The 23,799-nt window shown below is 54.7% G+C and carries 28 protein-coding genes; 5 read left to right on the top strand and 23 right to left on the bottom strand.

The annotated features are described in order from the left end of the window. Positions 1-54: 54 nt before the first annotated feature. A complete protein-coding gene (locus RT52_RS14895; RefSeq protein ID WP_034806010.1) occupies positions 55-849 on the top strand; it encodes an SDR family NAD(P)-dependent oxidoreductase in 795 nt (264 codons plus the stop codon). A gap of 25 nt (positions 850-874) precedes the next feature. On the opposite strand, the gene RT52_RS14890 is transcribed toward RT52_RS14895, so the two are convergent. From RT52_RS14890 to rnz, 7 genes are read right to left on the bottom strand one after another with little or no spacing between them, the layout of a single operon-like run. Further along, positions 875-1,213, bottom strand: a complete 339-nt coding sequence (locus RT52_RS14890; protein ID WP_156028832.1) for a hypothetical protein — start codon at positions 1,211-1,213, stop codon at positions 875-877. Between the two features lie 29 nt (positions 1,214-1,242). Next, a complete protein-coding gene (locus RT52_RS14885; protein WP_034806008.1) occupies positions 1,243-1,788 on the bottom strand; it encodes a hypothetical protein in 546 nt (181 codons plus the stop codon). Continuing rightward, complete coding sequence (locus RT52_RS14880; protein WP_034818142.1) at positions 1,761-2,717, bottom strand: ATP-binding cassette domain-containing protein; 957 nt, start codon at positions 2,715-2,717, stop codon at positions 1,761-1,763. Before RT52_RS14880 ends, RT52_RS14885 begins: the two co-directional genes overlap by 28 nt. Beyond that, complete coding sequence (locus RT52_RS14875) at positions 2,680-3,354, bottom strand: hypothetical protein (RefSeq protein ID WP_034806006.1); 675 nt, start codon at positions 3,352-3,354, stop codon at positions 2,680-2,682. The genes RT52_RS14880 and RT52_RS14875 overlap by 38 nt, the downstream gene beginning before the upstream one ends. After that, complete coding sequence (locus tag RT52_RS14870) at positions 3,332-3,742, bottom strand: DUF4430 domain-containing protein (RefSeq protein ID WP_034806005.1); 411 nt, start codon at positions 3,740-3,742, stop codon at positions 3,332-3,334. Before RT52_RS14870 ends, RT52_RS14875 begins: the two co-directional genes overlap by 23 nt. After that, positions 3,739-4,629 carry a hypothetical protein gene (locus tag RT52_RS14865; protein WP_034818140.1) on the bottom strand — a complete coding sequence of 297 codons (891 nt, stop codon included), beginning with the start codon at positions 4,627-4,629 and terminating at the stop codon, positions 3,739-3,741. Before RT52_RS14865 ends, RT52_RS14870 begins: the two co-directional genes overlap by 4 nt. A 1-nt stretch (position 4,630) precedes the next feature. Further along, positions 4,631-5,536, bottom strand: a complete 906-nt coding sequence (rnz, locus tag RT52_RS14860) for a ribonuclease Z (RefSeq protein ID WP_034818138.1) — start codon at positions 5,534-5,536, stop codon at positions 4,631-4,633. 74 nt (positions 5,537-5,610) lie between these two features. On the opposite strand from rnz, the gene RT52_RS16500 reads away from it, so the two are divergent. Continuing rightward, complete coding sequence (locus RT52_RS16500) at positions 5,611-5,784, top strand: hypothetical protein (RefSeq protein WP_167331260.1); 174 nt, start codon at positions 5,611-5,613, stop codon at positions 5,782-5,784. A gap of 48 nt (positions 5,785-5,832) precedes the next feature. Here RT52_RS16500 and RT52_RS14855 read toward each other — a convergent pair whose 3' ends face one another. Then, positions 5,833-6,960, bottom strand: a complete 1,128-nt coding sequence (locus tag RT52_RS14855; RefSeq protein WP_034805998.1) for a M20/M25/M40 family metallo-hydrolase — start codon at positions 6,958-6,960, stop codon at positions 5,833-5,835. Positions 6,961-7,132: 172 nt separating this feature from the next. Next, a complete protein-coding gene (locus tag RT52_RS14850) occupies positions 7,133-8,131 on the bottom strand; it encodes an aromatic acid exporter family protein (RefSeq protein ID WP_034805996.1) in 999 nt (332 codons plus the stop codon). Between the two features lie 78 nt (positions 8,132-8,209). On the opposite strand from RT52_RS14850, the gene RT52_RS14845 reads away from it, so the two are divergent. Both RT52_RS14845 and fadH read left to right on the top strand, forming a co-directional pair. Beyond that, positions 8,210-9,280 (top strand): N-acetylglucosaminidase, encoded by a 1,071-nt coding sequence (locus tag RT52_RS14845; protein WP_034818136.1) that lies wholly within the window; start codon positions 8,210-8,212, stop codon positions 9,278-9,280. A gap of 95 nt (positions 9,281-9,375) precedes the next feature. Then, complete coding sequence (gene fadH / locus RT52_RS14840) at positions 9,376-10,140, top strand: 2,4-dienoyl-CoA reductase (protein ID WP_034818134.1); 765 nt, start codon at positions 9,376-9,378, stop codon at positions 10,138-10,140. 31 nt (positions 10,141-10,171) lie between these two features. Here fadH and RT52_RS14835 read toward each other — a convergent pair whose 3' ends face one another. The 8 genes from RT52_RS14835 to RT52_RS14800 form a co-directional block, all read right to left on the bottom strand. Beyond that, on the bottom strand, positions 10,172-10,753 hold the full coding sequence (locus RT52_RS14835) for an HD domain-containing protein (protein ID WP_034805987.1): 582 nt from the start codon (positions 10,751-10,753) through the stop codon (positions 10,172-10,174). Continuing rightward, on the bottom strand, positions 10,753-11,427 hold the full coding sequence (locus RT52_RS14830; protein ID WP_034805984.1) for a metal-dependent hydrolase: 675 nt from the start codon (positions 11,425-11,427) through the stop codon (positions 10,753-10,755). Before RT52_RS14830 ends, RT52_RS14835 begins: the two co-directional genes overlap by 1 nt. A gap of 41 nt (positions 11,428-11,468) precedes the next feature. Next, positions 11,469-12,191, bottom strand: coding sequence for an amino acid ABC transporter ATP-binding protein (locus tag RT52_RS14825; RefSeq protein ID WP_034805982.1), 723 nt, complete (start codon positions 12,189-12,191; stop codon positions 11,469-11,471). Further along, entirely contained in the window at positions 12,188-12,847 is a 660-nt protein-coding gene (locus RT52_RS14820) for an amino acid ABC transporter permease (RefSeq protein WP_034805980.1), read from the bottom strand. Before RT52_RS14820 ends, RT52_RS14825 begins: the two co-directional genes overlap by 4 nt. A 55-nt stretch (positions 12,848-12,902) precedes the next feature. Continuing rightward, a complete protein-coding gene (locus tag RT52_RS14815; protein WP_051622579.1) occupies positions 12,903-13,691 on the bottom strand; it encodes a transporter substrate-binding domain-containing protein in 789 nt (262 codons plus the stop codon). A 182-nt stretch (positions 13,692-13,873) separates the two neighbouring features. Further along, positions 13,874-14,215 (bottom strand): DUF952 domain-containing protein, encoded by a 342-nt coding sequence (locus RT52_RS14810; protein WP_034805977.1) that lies wholly within the window; start codon positions 14,213-14,215, stop codon positions 13,874-13,876. A 56-nt stretch (positions 14,216-14,271) separates the two neighbouring features. Then, on the bottom strand, positions 14,272-14,700 hold the full coding sequence (locus RT52_RS14805; protein ID WP_034818132.1) for a BrxA/BrxB family bacilliredoxin: 429 nt from the start codon (positions 14,698-14,700) through the stop codon (positions 14,272-14,274). 31 nt (positions 14,701-14,731) lie between these two features. Further along, complete coding sequence (locus tag RT52_RS14800; RefSeq protein ID WP_034818130.1) at positions 14,732-15,916, bottom strand: class I SAM-dependent methyltransferase; 1,185 nt, start codon at positions 15,914-15,916, stop codon at positions 14,732-14,734. A 98-nt stretch (positions 15,917-16,014) separates the two neighbouring features. Here RT52_RS14800 and RT52_RS14795 point away from each other — a divergent pair, with 98 nt between their 5' ends. Then, on the top strand, positions 16,015-16,788 hold the full coding sequence (locus RT52_RS14795) for a sporulation protein (RefSeq protein ID WP_034818128.1): 774 nt from the start codon (positions 16,015-16,017) through the stop codon (positions 16,786-16,788). Positions 16,789-16,840: 52 nt separating this feature from the next. Here the strand turns inward: RT52_RS14795 and RT52_RS14790 are convergent, their stop codons facing one another. The 6 genes from RT52_RS14790 to RT52_RS14765 are packed head-to-tail and all read right to left on the bottom strand — an operon-like array spanning position 16,841 to position 23,780. Then, a complete protein-coding gene (locus tag RT52_RS14790; RefSeq protein WP_034818126.1) occupies positions 16,841-18,163 on the bottom strand; it encodes a dihydrolipoamide acetyltransferase family protein in 1,323 nt (440 codons plus the stop codon). 11 nt (positions 18,164-18,174) lie between these two features. Continuing rightward, positions 18,175-19,152 carry an alpha-ketoacid dehydrogenase subunit beta gene (locus RT52_RS14785; RefSeq protein ID WP_034818123.1) on the bottom strand — a complete coding sequence of 326 codons (978 nt, stop codon included), beginning with the start codon at positions 19,150-19,152 and terminating at the stop codon, positions 18,175-18,177. Beyond that, positions 19,152-20,150 carry a thiamine pyrophosphate-dependent dehydrogenase E1 component subunit alpha gene (locus RT52_RS14780; protein ID WP_034806047.1) on the bottom strand — a complete coding sequence of 333 codons (999 nt, stop codon included), beginning with the start codon at positions 20,148-20,150 and terminating at the stop codon, positions 19,152-19,154. The genes RT52_RS14785 and RT52_RS14780 overlap by 1 nt, the downstream gene beginning before the upstream one ends. A 22-nt stretch (positions 20,151-20,172) precedes the next feature. Then, positions 20,173-21,582, bottom strand: coding sequence for a dihydrolipoyl dehydrogenase (gene lpdA, locus RT52_RS14775; protein WP_034805965.1), 1,410 nt, complete (start codon positions 21,580-21,582; stop codon positions 20,173-20,175). Next, positions 21,566-22,657, bottom strand: a complete 1,092-nt coding sequence (gene buk / locus RT52_RS14770) for a butyrate kinase (protein ID WP_034818121.1) — start codon at positions 22,655-22,657, stop codon at positions 21,566-21,568. Before buk ends, lpdA begins: the two co-directional genes overlap by 17 nt. A gap of 1 nt (position 22,658) precedes the next feature. Next, on the bottom strand, positions 22,659-23,780 hold the full coding sequence (locus RT52_RS14765; RefSeq protein WP_034818119.1) for a Glu/Leu/Phe/Val family dehydrogenase: 1,122 nt from the start codon (positions 23,778-23,780) through the stop codon (positions 22,659-22,661). Positions 23,781-23,799 lie beyond the last annotated feature (19 nt).

Raw genomic sequence — 23,799 nt, 5'->3', positions numbered from 1 at the left:
ATCTCGTGAAGAAATGAGTAACAATGTATGACTTTTCTAAAGGAGTGAACCACTTTGTCCAAAACAGCTTTAATCACTGGAGCCTCGACCGGCATCGGTCTCGACCTCGCCGTATTGGCTGCCCGCGATGGGTATGATTGCATCCTCGTGTCACGAAACGAGCCCCGCCTACATGAATTGAAGAAAGTGCTCGAAAAGCGATACCGGGTGAACGTCCACGTCTTCGCCCTCGATTTGTCGGAACATCAGGCTGCGAAGCGACTGACCCACGCCATCGAAGAAGCCGGGTTGACGGTCGACTTTCTCATCAACAATGCCGGGTTCGGCACGGCCGGGGAGTTCATCGACTTGGATGCAGAGACCGAAGCCGAAGAAGTCCGCCTGAACGTCAACGCCTTGACGGAATTGACGAAGGCCTATTTGCCAGACATGGTCCGCCGCAATCACGGTCATGTGTTAAATGTCGCCTCCGTCGCAGCGTTCCAGCCTGGTCCATACATGGCGGTCTATTATGCGACGAAAGCGTATGTCCTCTCCCTCACCGAAGCGCTTCATGCCGAAGTGAAAGGCACCGGTGTTCACGTCAGCGTCCTCTGTCCGGGTCCGACCGACACAGGCTTCTTCAATCGAGCCGGCAGCGAGATGATGGTATCGAAAATGCCATCGCACCTTGTCGCTTTCTTCGGATACAAAGGGGTCATGAACAATAAACGTGTCATCGTGCCAGGGCTATCGAACCAATTGCTCGTCGGCGCGGCGAAACTAATGCCACGCGCCGTCAGCCTCGAAATTTTACGACGTTTCCAAAAACCGACCGACGCGGCAGTGGAACAAGTTCCGAACGCATAGAAAAACCGTAAAGCGCTGCGGCGCTTTACGGTTTTTTACGTGTCGGCCAATCGACGACGTGGAACAGGCGCTTGATGAGGACGACTGCAGGAATGAGGAGCATCAGCCCGGTCACAGCCACGCTCGTGACAGCGAGGATGGAAGCGGTCGATGCTTCCCGTGACATGATCGCTTGAACCAAGTCGATGGACTGGATGGACAAGACGATCATGAGTGCCGGCCAGACACTCGCGGCGAGCACCCCGACCATCGCATAACGCGTCCGGACGTAGCGGCGAAGAATGAAAAAGATATGAAGTCCGATGAAGAACAATCCGATGAAGAGGAACATGCCAAATTCATAGACGTTGATATAATCACTCACGATGCATCACCTCACTCTTTCCATAACATTTACCCTTCGTCCCGGACAAATATGCGAACAAACAGATCTCGCAAGACGAGCAAGAAGAAAACGTTACCGACGCCATGGGCCAAGTCGAACGGTACGCTCAAGATGAGCAAATTCACGAATTCACTGCCAATCACCTCGGCGTAAGCGACGTTCGTCGTCCATCCGAACAGAAAGCCCGCCGCTAGACCGGTGAGACCGAGCAAGAGTCTCGACTTCATAAGTATTCGCCGAAGCGCGACCACCGTCGTCACGACGACGAGCCACCCTAGAAACTGATACAAGACGAACGGACCGAGTCCGAGCAACAGTCCGGATAAAACCGGGACGAACAAGGCGAGCATCGCGGCACTCGTCCACCCAAAATACAGTGCGGTCAACATGATGATTGCCGTCGTCGGTTGGACGTTCGGAATGGCGACGAACAGCCAACGACCGATGACGGCCACGGCGAGCAGCTGGGTCAACACGGCCAATGGGGTTGTCGTCCGTTCGAATCGGGACATTAACCCGTACGCCATCACAGCGCCGACGAGGAATGTGACCATACGAGACTCCGTTCCAAGAATGCTTCTTTTGTTCCATCGAAGACGATGGTGCCATTCGATAGCGACACGACTCGATCGGCATGCTCGAGAAGGACGGGATCATGAGACGCGCAAATAAGCTGAGCGGTCTGTCGCTTTTCAAGGAGCGCCCGACAAAAATGCCGCCGCTCTTCATCTGTCAGACCGACAGTCGGTTCGTCGAGCAAGACGACCGGGACATCCGCGACGAGAACGGCCGCCAGCTGGGCGACCCGACGGTTCGACGCCTCCGGGAACGGACCGTATTCTTCCTCGGCCGGTAAATAAAGCGGGCGTCCCACTCGCTTGATTTTCCCTTGAAGCGGGCGAATGCTTTTCGCTAGCAGCTCGAGTAGTGTCGACTTTCCGCTCCCGTTCGTGCCAATCAAAACGGTCAAGCCGGGCTTGTCCGCCGTGAACGTCGCATGTTCGACGGCATATGCAGGTTGCAGCGGATGACGGTAAGACACGTCACGAGCCGAAATCTCGACTTCCCCAATTGAAGGGGCGACTGAAAAGGCGGATGCGGCACCGGCCTCACGCGCGCGCTCCGTATACGCCACTTTGACGCCGAGATGGGTGAGACGTTCCAATAACATCGTCAAGTGCTCGCGACGATATCGATCAAGATGGCGGAACGGCTCATGTAACACGAGCGCCTGTGGCCGTCTCATGAGCGCATAGGCGATTCGGACGAGTTGGCGTTCGCCGCTCGAGCATTCATCGAACCGCTTATAGAGCAAGTGATCGATTTGCAAGATGGCGACGACCTCGGACCCATATAACGGGTCCTCCTCGATGAGCAAGGAGGCGACCCTGCCAGCGAGCGGTGAATCGAGTTTAACGGGCGTCGCGCCATTGGTGGTCACCCACTCATCGACTCGTCCCTGTCCGGAAGATAACCATTCCATCGCGTAGCCCTCCTTTCGTTAAATACGGATACAGTAACCAAATGACTGGCCACCCTAAATAAATCGCTATGAAACAAATCCCCATGACAATCAGATGGGTGACGTCATGCAAGCCGAGGCGTCGCAGCCGCGCCTTCGCGTATACGGGCTCATCGCGTTGGCTCTCAATCCCTACCACCACCGCCTCCTGCCAGTCTTGACGCGCATGACTCTTCAAGGACAGACGCACGGCCCGTTCCATCGAAGGAATGAGCGCCCATCCGCCGTAAAGAAGTTTCGTCGACCGCGGCCAACGCTCGAGTAAAGGCAACAGCCGATCAAGCTTTAGGAAACGACTGACCCAGACCATCCCGAACAAGAACGTCGCCAATTGGACGAGTTGACGCGTAACCCGCGCCGTCGAAACGTCCCATCCAATCAAGACGGGGGAAAACGAGATGAGCGTGAACGCGATGAGCACACCGGTCATCGCCAGCGGAAACCGGCGCTCGATGAGGAGCAGACCGACCAAGCCGAATAAGAGCCAAAGCGATCCGTTCAAATGGACGATGACGTACAGATGCGCCAAAAGAAAGAAAAGGAGCGTGACCGGATGTCTTCGCTCCCAATCCGCCTCATTCGAAGAAAGAAATCGCATCTTCTTCAAAACGCCATTGAATGATATCGGTCGACTCGACTTCTTTCGCTCCGGCACCTTCGTCACCCGGGCTACCGTTGAATGCATACACCCAACCTGATGATTGCCCTTCTGACTTTTCCTCGATGCCATCGATTCCGGTGACGTATGTCATCTCTCCGTCGCCTACCGATTCAATCTCTAGTTCCGTCGCTTTGAGCGCATCCATGACCGTCGCCCCTTCATCGAGACAGACGCTCTTCTCATGGAAGAGCGTCTCTTCCGTCGCCGCGTTGTATACAGAGATGGTCGGTTCGACGGCGCATCCGTCGCTTGCCTCTTCGGTCCCAGTCCCGGCACAAGCCGTGAGCATTGGGACGAGTAAGCCTAACAGGAGTAATCGTTTCATTGGTCCGTCAAATCCTCTCGTTGGTGAATGGAATAGTTGTATAAAATAATATAACGCTCTCCGGTGCTCCTTCCTTCTCGGGTGAGCCCCGACAGTTGGATGCTGTTGGCAAGCACCGGGTCACGTTGGAGCCAAAACTTGACGACGCGGCCTTCCCGGTTAATCATGAACATCGCCTCGTTCTCATACGTATACATGTCGTACAGGCCGTCAAAAGCGAGCTGGACGAGCGGCGCGTTCACTTGGTCCACGAAGTCTTGCCACTCCGTGTCCCCGACCGCACTTAACACACGATCAAAGTCGACGAGTTTTTCGAAAAAAGCACGCCCTGAATCTTTGTTCAACTCATCGACTTGCCGGTAAGACAATTCGCCCGATTCGTCGTAAGTGATGCGAATCTGTTGGAACGAATTGCTACGTTCGACGAGGAGCAAGTACTCGAGTGACTGCAAGTCGCCGTCCCGGGTGAACACCATTTTGCTGCGGTCGAGCTTAATCCCTTCCGCGTTGACCCGACGCAAGATGTGGTTCGTCATCTGGTCAAACGAATCATCTTGAATCGAGACGGCCCCGATTTGTTGCGACTCGGCCCGAAACTCGGATTGGTCGAACAGCGGGACGAACAACAGCACGATAAAGAAAAAGAAGCCGACGAGTGCCCCGTACCATTTGTAACGGCTGTTCCGTTTCGGGAAAAACAAGAAAGATAACAAAAAACCGATTGGAATATGGAATCCGCCGATTGGGAACGAGACGATTCCGAGCAATGAGTAGAACAAGAACTTTAAGAAGAAGCGCGGTTCCGGTTCTTTCAGCTGGTTCAAGCGCAGGCCGAGCAACACGCTGATGACGAGAAACCCTAGCCACACGTAAAGTTGAATAGTCACATCAATCCCCCACTATGATTTCATCAAAGTCGGACGCGACGTGGCTATTGCCGAACGCCGTGACGACTTCCGCCTTAAACTCCGACTCCCGTCCTTGATAGCGTGCCGAGATATGTGTCACGATCAATTGACCGACACGACACGTCTTCGCGAGCGCTGCCGCCTCGACCGTCGTCGAATGACCGTATTGTCGGGCGAGTTTTGCCTCGGCCTCCATGAACGTCGCCTCATGGACGAGCACATCTGCGTCCCGGGCGAGCCGCTCCGCATTCTCACAAGGCACCGTGTCCCCAAGAATTGCGATGACGGGCCCGGTGACTGGCTCTGTGACGTATTCTTTAGACGCGTACGTTTTCCCTTCAAACTCGAACGTCTCAACCTGCTTGATTTGACCGTAAATCGGCCCGTTCGGGATGCCGAGCGCCTTCACTTTGTCGACGAGGAGCGTCCCTGGGCGAATCGGCGCCTCAATCCGGAACCCGTACGACGGAAAACGGTGTTCGAGCTTTTTCACCGTGACGCGATGACCGTCCTGGAGAAATTCGTCTCCATCCCTATACTCGACGATGGTCAACGGATACCCTAGATATGACCCCGTCACGTTCAGCGTCATCTCGAGCCATTTCTTAATCCCTTTCGGCCCATAAAGCGTGAGCGGGTCCGTCCCCGCGAGCGCCGAGCGCGTCGATAAAAAACCCGGCAAGCCGAAGACGTGGTCGCCATGGAGATGGGTGATAAAGACAGCAGACACTTTCCTTGGCTTCAATGACGTATGGAGGATTTGATGCTGTGTCGCTTCGCCGCAATCGAACAACCACGTCTGTTTCGGTAATGTCAAACCGAGCCCGGACACGTTCCGTTGTTTCGAAGGCATCCCTGACCCAGTTCCTAAAAAATGTAACTTCATAAATAATTTTGTCCTTTCTTGTACACCGTTCCATGCTATACTTAACGTAATCGTTGAAAAGGATGTGATCCGTGATGAAAACAGTTGACCATTCCGACACTGTCTATCAAGTGATTCGGGAACGAGCGACTTTGTTGAATCGCAAACACCAACAAGAAGAAGGCACCTCAATCCGCATTCACGACATAGCACTAGAACTTCACTGTACCGATGAACTTATTCTCGAGTCGCTGGAGTTCGCCGCATAATTGCACGAACACATACGAAGAGCCGACGTCATGTCGGCTCTTTTTTGGTTACTTGTTCGGTGTGGCGACGTGCTTGACGATTTCGACGACGTACTCGACGATTTTATACAGTTCTGTGAGCGGCATCCGCTCGTTCGTCGTATGAATCTCTTCATAGCCGACGCCAAGGTTGACCGTCGGAATGCCGCCTCCCGCGATGACGTTCGCATCGGACCCACCGCCCGAGTGAAGGATGCGCGTCGGACGGCCGATTGAAGCAGCCGCCGCTTTCGCGATTTCGACGACCTCGTCACCTTCTTCGAACTTGAAGCCAGGGTACATGATGTCGATGTCAACTTCCGCACGTCCACCTAGAGTGGCCGCTGTCTCAAGATACGCTTGCTTCATCGCGTCCGCTTGTGCTTCCATCTTCTCCTGGATGAGCGAACGCGCCTCCGCGAACACCTCGACGTAATCACAGACGATGTTCGTCGCTCGACCGCCTTCGAACCGTCCGATGTTTGCCGTCGTCTCTTCATCAATCCGCCCGAGCGGCATCTTCGCAATCGCCTTCGCTGCGATTTGGATGGCCGACACCCCTTTCTCAGGTGCGACGCCGGCATGAGCCGTCTTCCCGTAAATCCGTGCGTTCACTTTCGCCTGCGTCGGCGCGGCGACGATGATGTCCCCGACCGGGCCGTCCGAGTCGAGCGCGAAACCGAACTTGGCTTCGATTTTAGACAAATCGAGCACTTTCGCCCCGACAAGGCCCGACTCTTCGCCGACCGTGATGACGAACTGGATTTGACCGTGCGGAATCGCTTCCTCTTTCAACACGCGCACGAGCTCAATCATCGCCGTGAGGCCGGTCTTATCGTCCGCCCCGAGGATCGTCGTCCCGTCCGTGATGACGTAGCCGTCTTTGATACTCGTCTTGATGCCTTTACCAGGCGTGACCGTATCCATATGCGCCGTGAAATAAATCGGGTCGACACCTTCTTTCGTAGCCGGAACGGTTATGATCAAGTTATTCCCCGCATGATCCGTCTTCGTCGATGCGTCATCCTCATAGACGTCACAGCCGAGTTCAGTGAACACCGCTTTCAAGTGCTCACAGATGACCGCTTCTTCTTTCGTTTCTGAATCGATGCCGACAAGTCCTAAAAACGTGTCGAGCACGCGTGTCTCGTTTACCATAAAAACCATCCCTCCATCCAAACATTTCTTGGTCATTATACCAAACTCATGACGATTGCACGAACGTTTTCCATTCTGTACAATGGGGTCAAACGTGTAATGGAGGAACGACATGAAAAATAAACAAAAGAAACGACAGCGCATCATTCAAATCGGCGTTGTCGTCATCGTATCAATCTTTTTGCTCAGCACGGTGCTCTCGAGCATGGCCATGTTCTTTTAACAGCAGAATGTAGCGCTCTTTTAAAATCAAGTAGCTCTTCACATCCGACAAGATATTGAGCAGCGACGAACGTACCTCGAATTCCTCACGTGACGTGGGGAGGGGTACGTTTTTTCGGTAGTGGTCGATCGTCGCATCGAGCTCACGGAGGAACGCCGACGCGTCGGCCCGCTCATTCACATTGTCCCCGACAAGGCGGAGGAACGTCGCGACCGGTTTTGCCTCATCGACGACGAGCGTGATCTCACGGGCGTTGTCGACGATTCGTTTCAAGATGTCATACTGGCGCTCGCGCATCCGGAAGTAGAGGTAATCCATATCCTCGTTCCGTTTCCCGATCGAATTCCCCATCCGGCGAAGCGCGAGGTCTTTTCCTTGCTTCAAATAATCGCGCGTCTTCAAGAGCATCATGGCGTGGTCGTTATAGATACCTGTCTCGACACAAGCCGCGATGTCATAAAAATACACGGCGAGCGCCCGGTCGATATTGTCTTTAATGCGTTCAATCTCCCGGTCGAGTGCCGGCATGTACATGTTGACGATGAGCCCGACACCGACACCGATCGCAATCAACAGTAATTCGTTCATGAACAACTCGATCGTGAATCGACCTTCTGTATACAGATGCGTCAAGATGACGACACTCGTGATCATCCCGTCCTGCAGTTTGAGCTGTTGTACGAGCGGGATAAACATGACAAAATATAACGTAAGCGTGGCCGGTGAGTAGCCGAGGAGCGTGAACATGAGCGCACCCATGCCGATGGCGATCAAACTCGCCATGACCCGTTCATACGAGGCACGGAAGGATTTCTTCCTCGTCTCTTGAATACTGAGAATGGCGATGATGGCTGCGAACACATAGTAATCCAAATGAATCGTCTCAGCGATGAGCATCGCGATCCCGGCGGCGACGGCCGTCTTCAGCGTACGTGACCCGATTTTCATCGAACCCCCCCTTTCTCATACAAAATTGTTCACTAGTTTCGCGTGTTTGGCAATCCTTATGTTTGGAAGTGATGGAACATGAAGACAAAACAGAAAAAAATCCTCCCTTCCCTCGTCATCCTCGGTATCGCCGTCATTGGGTTTCTTTGGCTCGAGGGACGCTCCGTCGGCACGTATACGGTCAAGACGTACGTCGACGGCACGACCGAGACGCGTCAGTTCGAGTCGCTCGATGAGGCAAGAGCCTATATGGAACAAGGCGAACAGCGCGCCCTCGTCGGACCCGATGGTGACGTCATCGACTTCACCGGCTCCGGTATCGCCGTGACGCCGACGGACGAGGTCACTTACCTCTTTAAAGACGCCGCCTTGTCCGAGCGGCAGTCGTACGTGGCCGGAGGTACTCGATTGCGATTGCTTGAGCGTGGGAACGACCATTTGAAGGTGCGCATCTCAGGCGCGGACGTGTATGTGCCGCTCGCGAACATGACGCTCTATCCGGACGCACTCGTCGAGCGACGCGGATTCTATGAAGTCCGTGACGGCGACGTGTATCACACCGTCGAGGCGAACGACTTTTTGGCCGGCACGTTTCTCGTCGGACCGGCCGGCGGGGCGGCGCCGGATCGCTATTATACGGAGAACGTTCGCGACGTGTTTGCCTCGCCCTATCAATTCGCCTCAATCGAGACACCTGCCCCATACGGAGCGGCTGAACTAGACCGTTTTCTCGAGACGCTCGCTGACTCTCCGCTCAAAGGAAAAGGTGCCGCCTTCAAGGACGCAGAAGCGAAACATGGCATCAACGCCGTGTTCCTCCTCGCCGTTGCCGGGCACGAGTCGAGTTACGGCACGTCGGCCATCGCCCGAGACAAGAACAACTTGTTCGGCTTCAAGGCGACCGATGACGACCCGAGCGGGAACGCGGCGGCGTTCGAGACCGTCGAGGCGAGCATCGATGCGGCGTCACGATTGTTCGCCGAGAAGTATGTGACCGGGGCGTATGCGCGTGGCCCGTACCCAGGGAACAAACAAACAGGCATCAACATCTATTACGCTTCAGACCCGTACTGGGGTGAGAAAGTTGCCGGCACGATGTATCGGATCGACCGTGCCCTAGGCTCTGCATATTATGAACGAATCAAGTGATGGTGCACACCATCACTTTTTTCATTGCAGGAATTTCCCCGTCACATCAAGAATACATAAATGAACGACCATTCATTTTTAAAGGGGGAATATGTATGAAAACGATTTGGATTACAGGTGGGTCGTCCGGTATGGGGAAAGCGATGGCGCTCAAGTTCAAACAAGAAGGCTGGAACGTGGCCATCAGCGGCCGAAACGCAGAACGGCTCGATGAGGCGATGGCCGAGCTGAACGCGATCGACACTGGACAGGCGTTGGCCGTCCAGCACGACGTCCGCGACTATGATGGATGCAAGAAGGCACTTGAACGCATCATCGACTCCTACGGACCGGTGCATGCGCTCGTGAACAACGCCGCCGGTAACTTCGTTTGTCCGACGCTCGACTTGACGCCGAACGGTTGGACGAGCGTCATCGACATCGTCTTAAACGGCACGTTCAACTGCACGCATGCGCTCGGAAAACATTGGGAAGTTGAACAGATACGCGACGGCTCAATCATCAACATGGTCGCCTCCTACGCCTGGCAGGCCGGGGCCGGTGTCGCACCGAGCGCCGCCGCGAAAGCCGGTGTCCTCAATTTGACGCGGACGCTCGCGGTGGAATGGGGCTATCAGTTCGGCGCGCGCATTAACGCGATTAGCCCGGGACCGATTGAACGGACGGGCGGCGCCGATAAACTCGCGGTCCACGTAAAGGAAGTGGAACGCATCCGACGGAACGTCCCGCTCGGCCGCTTCGGCACACCTGAAGAGATTGCCGACTTGGCGTTTTGGATGACGTCGGATGAGATGCGTTATTTGAACGGGGAATGCATCTCGCTCGATGGCGGTCACTGGCTCAATAAACATCCATTCTAACAATAAATGGCCGAGGAGCTCCTCGGCCATTTCATATGTCGCTTCCGTTCCATTCCGCCTCGAACCGTTCCAAAAATGTCAGGAGGAACGTATGGCGTGCACGCGCGATTCGTTTCGCTTCCTCCGTATGCATGCCGTCAAGAAGCCGAAGCAATTTCTCATGAAAATGTGAGATTGCGCTCGATTCTCCATATAACGCGGTGCCGCTCGCACCGGCGTATTGAAACGTCCGGGCGATGCCGATCGCCCCCATCGCATCGAGCCGATCGGCGTCTTGGATGATTGCCGCTTCCAGCGAGGACGGCGCCGAACCTTTTGAGTATGACGTCTCCGAAATGACATCCAAGACGTGTCGGCGCAACGCGTCTGACACGTCGAGTGAATCCAGATGACGCTTCACGAGTCCCGCTTCCCGACCGAGCTTACGGTCTTCGACGTCATGCAAGAGAGCCGCAAGCGTCACGACGAGTCGGTTGACCGCTAGTCCGTCAGAGAGCACTTCGGCCAGTCGCCTCACCCGTTCGAGGTGGGCGACGTCGTGTCCGGTATGGTCGTTTCCATGAAGTTCCGCGACGAAGCGTTCCGTCGCGTCAATCACCTCGTTCGATTGCATCAAATCTCAATCGTCGCGTTCGGTTCAATCAAGAGACCGCGTTGATGCAACTGGTCACAGAATGCCCGGGCATCTTGTTTGATTGGCGGGAACGTGTCGAAATGAATCGGGACGACCCGTTTGGCTTGTAGCCAATGCGCCGCGTCGAGCGCGTCCGTCGGTCCCATCGTGAAGTTGTCCCCGATCGGGAGGAAGGCGACATCGATTTCAAACCGCTCCCCGTACAGCTTCATGTCGGAGAACAGGGCCGTGTCACCTGCATGATAGACGGTCAAGCTGTTCGTCTCGATGATGAAGCCCCCTGGCATGCCCATGTAAACCGGGGTGTCGCCCATGTCGAGGCTGGAGCTGTGAAACGCTTGCGTCATCGTCACACGGCCGAACGGAAAGGCGTTGCCACCGCCGATGTTCATCCCGTGGACCGAGAAGCCTTTCTTCTCATAATACGTGGCGAGCTCGTGGGTCGCGACGATTGTCGCCCCGGTCTTGTTTGCAATCAATTCCACGTCCTCGATGTGATCGAAATGGGCGTGGGTGAGCAAGATATAGTCAGCCGGTACGGTCGCTGGATCGACGTCCGTGTGCGGGTTGCTCGTCAAGAACGGGTCGATGAGGACATTCACCCCATCCATATCGAATAACACAGTTGCATGGCCATAGTACGTAATCTTCATCATGATTCCTCCCTTAACTGGTGTCAGCTGGAACGGTTCACTTACAAGACTTTCTCTAAGAAACGCTTCGCCCGGTCGGTCTGCGGGTTGAGGAGCAGGTCCGCGGGTTTACCTTCCTCCATCAAAATCCCTTCATCGAGGAAGAGGACACGGTCCGCGACTTCACGTGCGAAGCCCATCTCGTGTGTGACGACGACCATCGTCATTCCCGTCTCGGCGAGTCCTTTCATGACGTCGAGTACTTCGTTGACCATCTCTGGGTCAAGCGCAGACGTCGGCTCATCGAACAACATGACGTTCGGTTCCATCGCGAGTGCACGGGCGATGGCGACCCGTTGTTTTTGACCACCGGACAGTTGGCTCGGATAAGCGTTTATTTTTTCAGATAAACCGACCCGCTCGAGCAACTTCTTCGCCCGTTCGACCGCCTCGGCCTTGCTCACCTTCAACACGTTGATTGGCGCATACGTCAAGTTGTCGAGCACGTTCATGTGCGGGAACAAGTTGAACTGTTGGAACACCATCCCGATGTTTTGGCGCGCCTTGGCGACGTTGGCACCCTTTTTCGTCAATTCGAACCCATCGACAACGACCGTCCCGGACGTCGGGACCTCTAACATGTTGAGGCAACGAAGGAACGTCGACTTCCCTGAACCGGAAGGGCCGATGACGGCGACGACCTCGCCACGCTCAATCGTCGTCGTGATGCCTTTCAATACTTCTAACTCACCAAACTGTTTGTATAAATCGTTAACTTGAATCATCTGCCATCACTCTTTCTAAGCCGTTTTTCAAGGCGCTGACCGAGATACGTCAACACCATCACTATCGTAAAGTATATCACACCAGCGAACAGAAGCGGTTCGAAGTAGATCGCCTTTTGCCCACCGACGATTTGGGCGCGACGCATGATGTCGAGCACTCCGACTGTCGAGACGAGCGCCGATTCTTTTGTGAGTGTAATCATCTCATTGACGAGCGCCGGTAGGATATTCTTGAACGCCTGCGGCAAAATGATTGACCGAAGCTGTTTGACATAAGGTACGCCGAGTGCGTCAGACGCTTCCCATTGCCCTTTATCGACGGCTTGAATCCCGGCTCGGATAATCTCCGAGATATAGGCCGCCGAGTTGAGCGAGAAGGCGATGACGGCCGATTGATACGGTGTCGTGATGAAGCCTGTCAACTGCGGGAGACCGAAGTGGATGATCGCCAGTTGTAAAATGAGTGGCGTCCCACGGAACACGGCCGTATACGCATGTCCGATGAAATTGACGAACCGGTTCGGGATAATCTTAAACGTAGCGATCACGATCCCGAGTGTGATTCCGAACAGTGCCGAGACGAGCACGACTTGGAACATGACCGGAATCCCTTCTAAAATGTAAGGGATTGAATCATAAATCCGACTAAAATCCATTGTGAGTTCCTCCTAAAAAAGGCTGACCGATATTCCAGTCAGCCTCGTACATGAATTATTCCGCTGGTGCGGCTTCTTCTTCAAACCATTTTTGAGCCAACTTCTCGATTTCTCCGCTCTCAATCAACTTATTCAACTCTTCATTGAACTGATTGCGCAGTTCATCGTCTTTGCGGAAAGCCGCGGCCGATCCCGCTTCTTCTTCGTCAACGATTTCAAACGTCGACAGTTCGCTGTCTTGATCTAAGTATTTCTTCGCGACCGTGTCCTCGATGACCATCGCATCGATGCGGCCCGTCTTGATTTCTTGAATGATTTCCGGGATCTTGTTCAACGAGACGATTTCCGCCCCCGGGATTTGGTCTTTGGCGATGCCTTCTTGAATCGACCCGAGCTGGACGCCGACTTGTTTGCCGTCTAAGTCTTCAAGCGACTGAATGGCATCTCCTTTTGACAAGATCAAGTTCTTCGCTGTGAAGTAAATGTCTGAGAAGTCCGCGTTCTCTTTCCGCTCTTCCGTCGGTGTCATCCCCGCCATGACGAAGTCGACACGACCGGCGTTGAGCGCTCCGAGGAGGCTGCCGAAGTCCATATCTTCAATCTTTAGTTCATACCCCATGTTTTCAGCGACTTGTTTGGCGATGTCGATATCGAATCCGACAATCTCGTCCCCGTTCGCCGTGTCGACGAACTCGTACGGGAAGTAGTCTGCGCTCGTACCCATGACGAGCACTTTATCCTCGTCGCCTCCAGAAGAAGAGCCTCCCTCGTTGACGTCGGCGCCACAGGCGACCGAGAAAGCCGCGAGGCTTGCGATACATAATGCTAGAAAACCTTTTTTCATGATCATCGTTCCCTTCTCCATTGAGATGAAATAATCAGAACATTAACAAAATTATGACATATATGTGAATATGACTCAATCGTTCTTTGACTCTTCATATGTCTGACTTGTCCTTCAACCACTATATACACATAATTATAACTTGTAAAGCATATTCATGCATAAACGACAAAAAAATACGGTCACATTCGCTCGTAAGCAAAATAAGTGACCGTACCGTTGTCTCGCGAGCCATACGGTTGGACGCGTTTGACCGAGGTGATTGGAATCGCACTGTAGACGTGCGGATAGCGTTCGCCGTCTTCATCCATCTCGTAATGCAACAAGCTCCCCAAACGCCCGACATGGAACGAGACGAGGACGACCCGCTCATTCGGGTAATAACGGCGCACATATTGCCCGATCTGCTGCGGGGTACAACAGCGGACATATCCTTCCGATTGAAGCATCGGTTCATTGATTTCACCGCGTGATAACGCAATCGTATACTCGGCTTCGCTCATAATCTTAACGACTGGTTCCATCGAATCGGTTCCTTTCTTAGCGAAAAGCGCAAAGGCGGTGCCTCTGCGCTTGTCCGTTATGCGTAATAAATATCGAACAACGTTTGAAGTTGGTCGACGAGTTCTTCCGCTGTCGACGACTCGATCGTGCTGCGTTCGACCATCGTGACGATGTTGCCGTCCTCAAGCAACGCGATTGAAGGTGATGACGGAGCATATCCTTCAAAATACTCGCGAGCCCGATCCGTCGCTTCACGGTCTTGACCAGCAAAGACGGTCACGAAGTGATCCGGTTTCGTCCCTTCCATCTTGTTGACATAAGCCGCCGCCGGACGGGCAATCCCACCGGCACAACCACATACCGAGTTGACGAGGACGAGCGTCTTCCCTTCTTTTTTGAGGGCGGCATCGACTTCCTCTGGTGTCGTTAATTCTGTATATCCTGCGGTGCGAACCTCATTTCGTGCCTGTTCGACTACATCTTGGAAGTATAATTGAAAATCCATATCGTTTCCCCTTTCTGACATCTGTTCTTTCTCATTTTACGTCTTCTTTGGCCGGGAAAACAAGTCTATCGCTCAATTCTCGTTCGAGGAACGGGTCAGCCCCGAGCAGCGATTTGAACGCCATATAACGGGCCCGCTCTTCTGCCGACGCCTCCCGGTTTGTAAAAAATGCCCGAATCAGGATATTCTTCGGTGTATGTTCCATATCGATGAATTCGAGCAGCTGTGCCTCATACCCGACAAAGCCGAGCAACTCGGCGCGAATCGAGTCGGTCGCGAGTGAGGCGAACCGTTCTTTGATCAGCCCGTGCTGAAGCATCACGTCTAACGGCTTTGCATCGAGCTGACGGTTCAACTCTTTCTGGCAGCACGGGACGCTCAAGATGACTTTCGCCCCCCACCGGACGGCCCGTGCGAGCGCCATGTCCGTCGCGACGTCGCAAGCATGGAGCGTCACGACCATGTCGACCGCGGATTCGCCCTCATATTCGTTGATGTCCCCGACAAGGAACTCGAGCCGCTCGTATCCTAAATCACGGGCAATCCCGGCACACTCCTCGATGACTTCTTTCTTCAAGTCGAGGCCCGTGATGTGAACGTCATACCCTTTCATTTCATGAAGGAAATGGTAAAGGGCGAACGTCAAATACGATTTGCCTGAGCCGAAATCGAGAATGCGAATCGTCCGGTCCGTCGGCAAATGTTTAATCGAGTCCTCAATGAATTCGAGGAAACGATTGATTTGCTTGAACTTATCATACTTTTGTCGTTTCACGTTCCCGTCTTCTGACTGCACGCCGAGGCGGATGAGGAAAGGTACCGGCTCATGTAACGGCAACACGTACTGTTTTTCGCGGTTATGGGTCAACTGGACTTGTTTTGCCGTCGTCTGACGCTCTTTGAACGTCACTTTGAACTTCTTAGACAATTGGAATTGAACATCAGAGGACTTCAATTGGAACTGTCCTTGGCGGAACGAATCGAGCAGCGCAACGAGTTCTTGCATCGCTTCATCCCGCAGTAAATTTTTATGTTTCATCACCCGCTCATATTGGTACTCAAACTGTATATGATATGTCTCTTTCAACAAGACCGGCTTCAGTTTGACGCGTCGCAAGTCGCTCGATTTCGACCGAGGCTGACTGATCGTCGCCGTGACCAGCTCTTCACGATCGATTGCCGTCTTCAGGCGGTCCACTAATTGTGCGTATTCCACTTCAATCATTCCTTTTTGATTAGTTTCGGAACTTTTCAATTCGTTCATCCGTACATACTATTACACGAAGCCGTGCAAACGTCAAAGGAGGAAGTACCATGTTCAAAAAACTGCTTTCATCAATCGGGGTCGGCGCCGCGACCGTCGACACGCGCCTCGCCGACAGCAACTGTCAGCCAGGCGGTCAGCTTAACGGAGTCGTCCATGTGAAAGGCGGGAACGTCGAACAGTCGGTCGACCGCATCTATATCTTCTTCAATACGCTGTATAAGCACGAGGTGAACGATAAACCGACGTACTCGACGTTCACGATCGAGAAGGTGTCGTTGAACGAGGCGCCGTTTTTAATCGGCCCGAACGAAGTGAAAGAGATTCCGTTCACGATACACGTCCCGTATAATACGCCGTTATCCGTCAGCCAATCCAAATCATGGATCGAGACCGGACTCGACATCGCGCAAGCCGTCGACCCGAAAGACGAGGACGCCATCGTCGTCAAACCGAACCGTGCGCAACAAACCGTCCTCGACGCCATCGACGCCATCGGCTTCCGCTTGAAGAAGGCCGACACGGAGATGTTGCCGGCCCGTCACCGTTCCGGCCGCCTGCCGATCGCCCAAGAGCTCGAATATTCCCCAAACGGGACTCGTTTTGGACGTAAGCTCGATGAACTTGAAGTCGTCCTGTTGCAAGACGAGACGTCACTCGACGTATTGATTCAAGTCGACAAGAGCGTACACAATTTAGGAAGCCTGTTCGCCGACTTGACAGGAACGGACGAGTCGACGCATCGCCTCAGCTACGACGTCAGCGACCTGACAAGTGGACGGATTCAACAAGATGTGGAACGGTTGATTGAGCGTTCGCTGTAAAAAAAAGAGATGTGTCCGATGTCACGCTGACAAAGGACCATCTCTTTTTTCATTAATAAACGCTAGACGTGTTCGGGTCAATCGACTCGAGTGACTGTTTCATCGCCTGTAAGAACTGACCAGCGACGAGGCCATCGAGCACGCGGTGGTCGACCGACATACATAAGTTGACGATGTCGCGGGCCGCGAACATACCGTTCACCCAGACCGGACGTTTCACGATCGACTCGACCGAGAGGATGGCCGCTTGCGGGTAGTTCAAAATCGGTGCCGATTGAATGGAACCGAACGCCCCCGTGTTGTTGATCGTGAACGTGCCGCCTCGCATCTCGTTCGCACTCAGGCGGTTCGCGCGAGCACGCGACGCGACGTCTTGTAAGGCGACGGCGAGCCCTTTGATGTTCTTTTCGTCCGCGTGTTTGATCACCGGGACGTATAACGCATCATTTGCCGCCACGGCGACCGATAAATGGATGTCTTTATGCACTTTGATGTGATCGCCTGCCCATTCCGAGTTCATCATCGGATACTTCTTGAGCGCTTCGACGGCCGCCTTCATGAAGAACGGCATGAACGTCAACTTGACGCCCTCTTGTTTAAAGAATTCATCTTTCAATTTGGCGCGCGCTTCCACGAGATTTGTCACATCGACTTCAATCATGAGCCACGCATGCGGGGCCTCGTGTTTCGAGCGGACCATGTTGGTGGCGATCGCTTGGCGAACGCCCGCTGTCGGAATCATCTCGACCCGATCAGATGACGTTTCCGGTGCAGGTGCTGGCGCAGGCGGCGCTTCTTTGACCGCTTCGGCTTCAGTCGGCACATCAAGCTTTTGTTGAACCATCGTCTCTTGTAGCGGCGCTTGGGTGGCCCCTGACTTCACAGGACGTCCTTCCGATAAGTAACGGAGCACGTCTTTCCGTGTGATTCGTCCTCCGAGTCCTGATCCATCGAGCTCATTCAAATCGATGTCGTTCTCGTTCGCCAAGCGGATGACGGCCGGAGAGAAGCGGCCGTTCCCGCTCGGTTTGCGCGCCGACGAGGCCGTCACGGCTTCGGCACGTCCCTCTGTAACCGAAGTTTCCACGACCGCTTCTTTTGTTGATGCTTCTTGAACCGGTTCTTCTTGCACGGCAGCTTCGACTTCCATGACGAGGACGGGCGTGCCGACTGCGACAGTATCCCCTTCGCCGATGAGGATTTCTTTGATGACACCGGCACTCGTCGCTGGAATCTCGGCCGTTACTTTATCCGTCATGACTTCCGCTAGCGGTTCATATTCATCGACACGGTCCCCTGGTTTGACGAGAAACGTCGTAATCGTTCCTTCGGTCACACTTTCACCGAGCTGTGGCATTTTAATCGTCTGCTCCATAATAGCCCTCCTTAAAACGCAGCGAGCTGACGGGCCCGCTCCGCAATTTTTTCAGGCGAGACGATGAAGAATTTCTCCATCGGCGGGGCGTATGGCATCGCCGGAACGTCCGGACCAGCCAACCGCTCAATCGGTGCGTCGAGCTCGAACAGCGCCTTCTCGGCAATGATGGCTGCGACTTCGCCGATGATGCTTCCTTCTTTGTTGTCTTCCGTGACGAGGAGCACTTTCCCCGTCTTCTTGACGGCTTCGATAATCCCGGCCTGATCGAGCGGATAGACGGTCCGAAGGTCGAGGATATGTGCGCTAATCCCTTCAGACTCGAGCGTCTTCGCCGCTTCTTGTGCCATGTGGACACAGAGGCCATACGTAATGATGGTGATGTCGTCACCTTCACGTTTGACGGCCGCTTTACCGATTTCGACCGTATAGTCTTCAGACGGCAAATCAGCTTTTAAAAGTCGGTACGCCCGTTTGTGCTCGAAGAAGAGGACCGGGTCATTCGAACGAATCGCCGCTTTGAGCAACCCTTTCGCATCAACCGGGTCAGACGGGATGACGACTTTGAGTCCTGGCGTCGAGTTGAACATGCCTTCGACGGACTGCGAGTGATAGAGGGCACCGTGAATGCCGCCGCCGAACGGAGCTCGGATGACCATCGGGCAAGTCCAATCGTTGTTTGAACGGTATCGGATTTTCGCCGCTTCCGAGACGATTTGGTTCACAGCCGGCATGATGAAGTCCGCGAACTGCATCTCGGCGATCGGACGCATCCCATACATGGCCGCCCCGATGCCGACGCCCGCAATCGCACTCTCGGCAAGCGGAGCATCGATGACGCGGTCTTCACCGTACTTTTCAATCAATCCTTGCGTCGCCCGGAACACACCGCCGCGGACCCCGACGTCTTCGCCGAGGACGAAGACGTTCTCGTCACGCTCCATCTCTTCATGAATCGCTTCATTGATCGCTTCAATAAACGTTTTCATCAGTTATCCCCCTCGTACACGTGATCCATCGTCGATTCCGGTGATGCATACGGTGCTTTGTCCGCATATGCCGTCGCCTCGTTCACTTCCGTATCGACGTTCGATTCGATGGACGCGAGCTCTTCTTCAGTCGCGATACCATCTTCAATCAAACGGGCGCGGAACAGCTGGTTTCCGTCCCGATGCTTCAGGTCGGCCAACTCTTCGACCGAACGATACGCCTTGTCATCGTCATCGGACGAGTGCGGGACGAGACGTTCGACTTCGGCTTCGATGAGCGTCGGTCCTTCACCGCGCAGGGCACGTGCACGTGCTTCCTTCACCGCCGCGTACACCGCGATCGGGTCGGTCCCGTCAACCGTCACGCCCGGCATCCCGTAACCTTTCGCCCGGTCCGAGACACGCTCACAGGCGAGCTGTTTCGACAAAGGTACCGAAATGGCATACTTGTTGTTCTCACAGAACAGAATGACCGGCAATTTATGGACGCCGGCGAAGTTCGCACCTTCATGGAAGTCGCCTTGGTTCGACGAGCCTTCCCCGAACGAGACGAACGTCACGAGTTCTTCTTTTTTCAGTTTCGCTGCAAGCGCGACGCCGACCGCGTGGGGGACTTGCGTCGTGACCGGTGACGATCCCGTCACGATCCGATGTTGTTTCGAGCCGAAGTGACCCGGCATTTGACGCCCGCCCGAGTTCGGGTCTTCCGCTTTCGCGAACGCCGACAGCATCAGGTCTCGTGCCGTTTGCCCAAAATGCAGGACGACCGCGACATCGCGGTAATACGGCAAAATATAGTCAGTCCCTTTCTCGAGTGCGAACGCCGCACCGACTTGGGCCGCCTCTTGCCCTTGACATGAGACGACGAACGGGATTTTCCCGGCACGATTCAACTTCCACATCCGCTCATCGATTTTACGTGCTCGGACCATCGTCTCGAACATCGCAACCAAATCTTGTTTCGAGAGGCCGAGTTCTTCATATGAATTCACTGTCATTTGTTCCATTTTCGTTTCCTCCTTAGGCGTGAATCGGTAAGCCGTCTACGGCAAGTGCCGCTTCCTGGAAAGCCTCGCTCAATGCCGGGTGTGGATGGACGAGCTGGCCCATCTCCCATGCCGTCGCGTTCAAGACAAGGGCAAGACCGCCTTCCGTGATCAATTCGGTCGCTTTCGGTCCGACGATATGGACTCCGAGCAAATCATCCGTCTCTTCATCCGAGACGAGCTTTACGAAGCCGTCCGCCTGCCCTTCGATTCGCGCCTTACCGAGTCCGTTGAAGCGATATGTGCCCGTCTTGACGTTGCGACCTGACGCTTTCGCCGCCTCTTCGGTCAAACCGACCGATGCGACTTCAGGAACGCCGTAGACGCAACGTGGAATCAAGTCATAGTCGAGCGGCGTCGGCTCGTGACCGAGGATGGTCTCGACGGCTTTGACACCTTCAGCCGAGGCGACGTGAGCGAGCTGTAATTTACCGATACAGTCACCGATGGCAAAGATATGTCGTTCTTTCGTCCGATATTGCGCATCGACTTGGATGACGCCGTTCTCGACGACGATTGACGTGTTCTGTAATCCGAGGTGTTCCGTGTTCGCGACGCGCCCGACAGAGACGAGCACACGGTCGACAGCGAGCGTCTCTTCTCCGACGACCAACTCGACACCGTCCGTTTTGACCGTCGTCTGTTCCGGGTCGACCGTCACGTTCTTCTTCACGCGGACACCGCGTTTTTTGAGCAACCGTTCGACTTCACGCGAAACGGCTTTATCTTCGAGTGGGAGCAGACGCTCTCCGACTTCGATCAACGTCACGTCAACATCGAGGTCGACAAGCATCGATGCCCATTCGACCCCGATGACGCCACCACCGACGATTGCGATTGAGCTCGGGAGCTGTTCAAAACGAAGCAAGTCGTCCGAGTTCAAAATGCGTTCGTGGTCAAACGGCAGACCTGGAAGTTCACGTGGAATCGATCCCGTCGCGATAATCAGTTGATTCGGTAAGATGAGTTCAGACTCACCCGTCTCGTCCTCGACCGCGACCGTCCCCGGTTGCGGCGAAAAGATGCTCGGTCCAAGGATGGACGCCTTCCCGCGGAACACTTCAATCTTCCCTTGCTTCATCAAGTGTTCAATTCCTTTTTCAAGTCCTGCGACCAAGTCATGCTTGAACGCCTGAGCCCGCTCGAGGTTGAACGTGACCGTCCCGGTCTCGACGCCATACGCCGCCCCGTGTTTCGCGGTCTGATAGACGTGGGCGGCTTTCAACAACGCTTTCGTCGGGATGCATCCTCTATGTAGGCATGTCCCCCCGAGTTTTGACGCTTCCACGATTGCCACTTTTTTCCCGGCCTGGGCCGCCTTGATGGCAGCCACATATCCGCCCGGCCCGCCGCCGATGACGACGACTTCAAATTCTCGTGCCATGTGTATCCCCCTCATATTGTCGAACTGCTTCTTCTTGGCGGATGGCTCGAAGCGCGCCTTCAGCGAGCGCTTTCAGCTCATCTTCGCCCGGATAGACGTGAACGGGTGCGAGGTAACTGACCCGCTGTTTAATATAGTCGGTCAACCACTCGGAATAAGCGATTCCTCCCGTGAGGATGATCGCATCGACTTCCCCGAAGAGCGTCGCCCCATGCTTGGCAATCTCTTGGGCGACCCGATATGCCATCGTCTCGTAAAGCCGGGATGCCTGTTCGTCTCCCGTCGCCACGCGTTCCTCGATTTCAATCGCGTCATACGTGCCAAGGTGCGCATAGAGTCCACCGCGACCGACGATTTTCTGTTTCATCTCCGATTCTTTATACCTGGTACTATAACATAGTTCTATCACCTGTCCAACAGGAATCGAGCCGGCTCGCTCTGGCGCGAGCGGTCCGTCTCCGTCGAGACCGTTATTCACATCGATGACCTGTCCCCGTGCGTGGGCCCCGACTGTGATCCCTCCCCCGAGATGGGCGATAATCAAGTTCAACGATTTGTAATCGCTTCCATTTTCTGCGGCGAATCGTTTCCCGACCGCTTTTTGGTTCAAGGCGTGAAAGATGCTGCGACGTTCGATTTCCGGAATCCCGGTCGGACGTGCCACGGGCTGGAGCTCATCGACGACGACCGGGTCGACGATAAAGCTCGGTACGTTCGAGGCGCTGCCAAGCTTATAGGCGATCAAGCCGCCTAGGTTCGAGGCGTGCATGCCGAAGCGCCCGCTCGTCAAGTCCTCCCGCATAAGGGTGTTGACTTCGTACGTACCGGACGGCATCGGCGCGAGCAAGCCGCCGCGGCCGACGATCGCAGACAACTGTTCGCCTGCGATGCCGGCCTCGGTCAAGACGGCCTGAACTTCTCGTTCCCGGTAGGGCAGTTGGTCCGGAAGTGACAATCTGGTGACGTCCTCTCCGTGTCGGACCGTTTTCGTCAAAATCTCGTCTGAACCGTCGAACAAGCCGACTTTCGTCGACGTCGACCCAGGGTTGATGGCGAGGATGAGTTGACGTGCCATATCAGCGTCCCCCAAGCAAGCTTTTCTCGACTTTCAAGAACTGACTGCGTGAACGAGACATCATCGCGATCCGCTCCTCCGCCATCTTCTCTGCCGCCACGTGGGTCGGCACACCGTCGCGCTCTGCGATTTCGAAGACGCGCATCATGTTGTCGTAGATGAGCTCGACTTTCTTCATCGCCCGTTCTCGGTTGTACCCTTCGAGTTCATCCGCGACGTTGATGACCCCGCCCGCATTGATGACGAAGTCCGGTGCGTAGAGGATCCCCTGCTCTTCTAATACGTCCCCATGACGGTCCTCAGCGAGCTGGTTGTTCGCCGCGCCGGCGACAATCTTGGCTTTCAGCTGTGGAATCGTCTTGTCGTTGATGACCGCCCCGAGCGCGCAAGGTGCGAAGATGTCGCACTCGACCGCGTAAATCTCATCTGGTTTGACGACCGTTGCCCCGAAGTCTGTCTCGGCCCGTTTGAGCGCCTCTTCGTTGATATCCGTGACGACCAAGTGAGCGCCTTCTTCATGAAGGTGGCGGCATAAGTTATACGCGACATTGCCGACTCCTTGAACGGCAATCGTCTTACCTGCGAGTGAGTCCGAACCGAACTTCCACTTCGCTGCCGCTTTCATGCCACGATATACGCCATACGCCGTCACCGGTGACGGGTTGCCGCTTGAGCCGAACGCCGGGCTGACGCCGGTCACATAATCCGTCTCCATATGGATGAAGTCCATGTCGGCCACGGACGTATTGACGTCCTCGGCCGTGATGTAACGGCCACTAAGCGACTGGACGTAACGCCCGAACGCCCGGAACAGCGCCTCGGACTTGTCCGTCTTCGCATTGCCGATGATGACCGCTTTACCGCCGCCGAGGTTCAAACCGGCAGCCGCGTTCTTATACGTCATCCCTTTAGCGAGTCGGAGCACGTCTGTTAGCGCCGCCTCTTCCGAGTCATAGTTCCACATGCGCAGCCCACCGAGAGCAGGTCCGAGTGTCGTATCGTGAATCGCGATAATCGCCTTCAAGCCTGACGCTTGATCTTGGCAAAAGACGATTTGTTCGTAGTCCTCCGCTTGCAAGACGTCAAAGATCCGAAAACGTGGTTCGATATTAGTTTCCATCATGGGTGATTCCTCCTAGGAA

The sequence above is a fragment of the Exiguobacterium alkaliphilum 12/1 genome (assembly GCF_000714435.1).
Lineage (GTDB): Bacteria > Bacillota > Bacilli > Exiguobacteriales > Exiguobacteriaceae > Exiguobacterium > Exiguobacterium alkaliphilum.
Note: the sequence above shows the minus strand (reverse complement) of the source record. Positions and strands in the feature narration are given on the sequence as shown.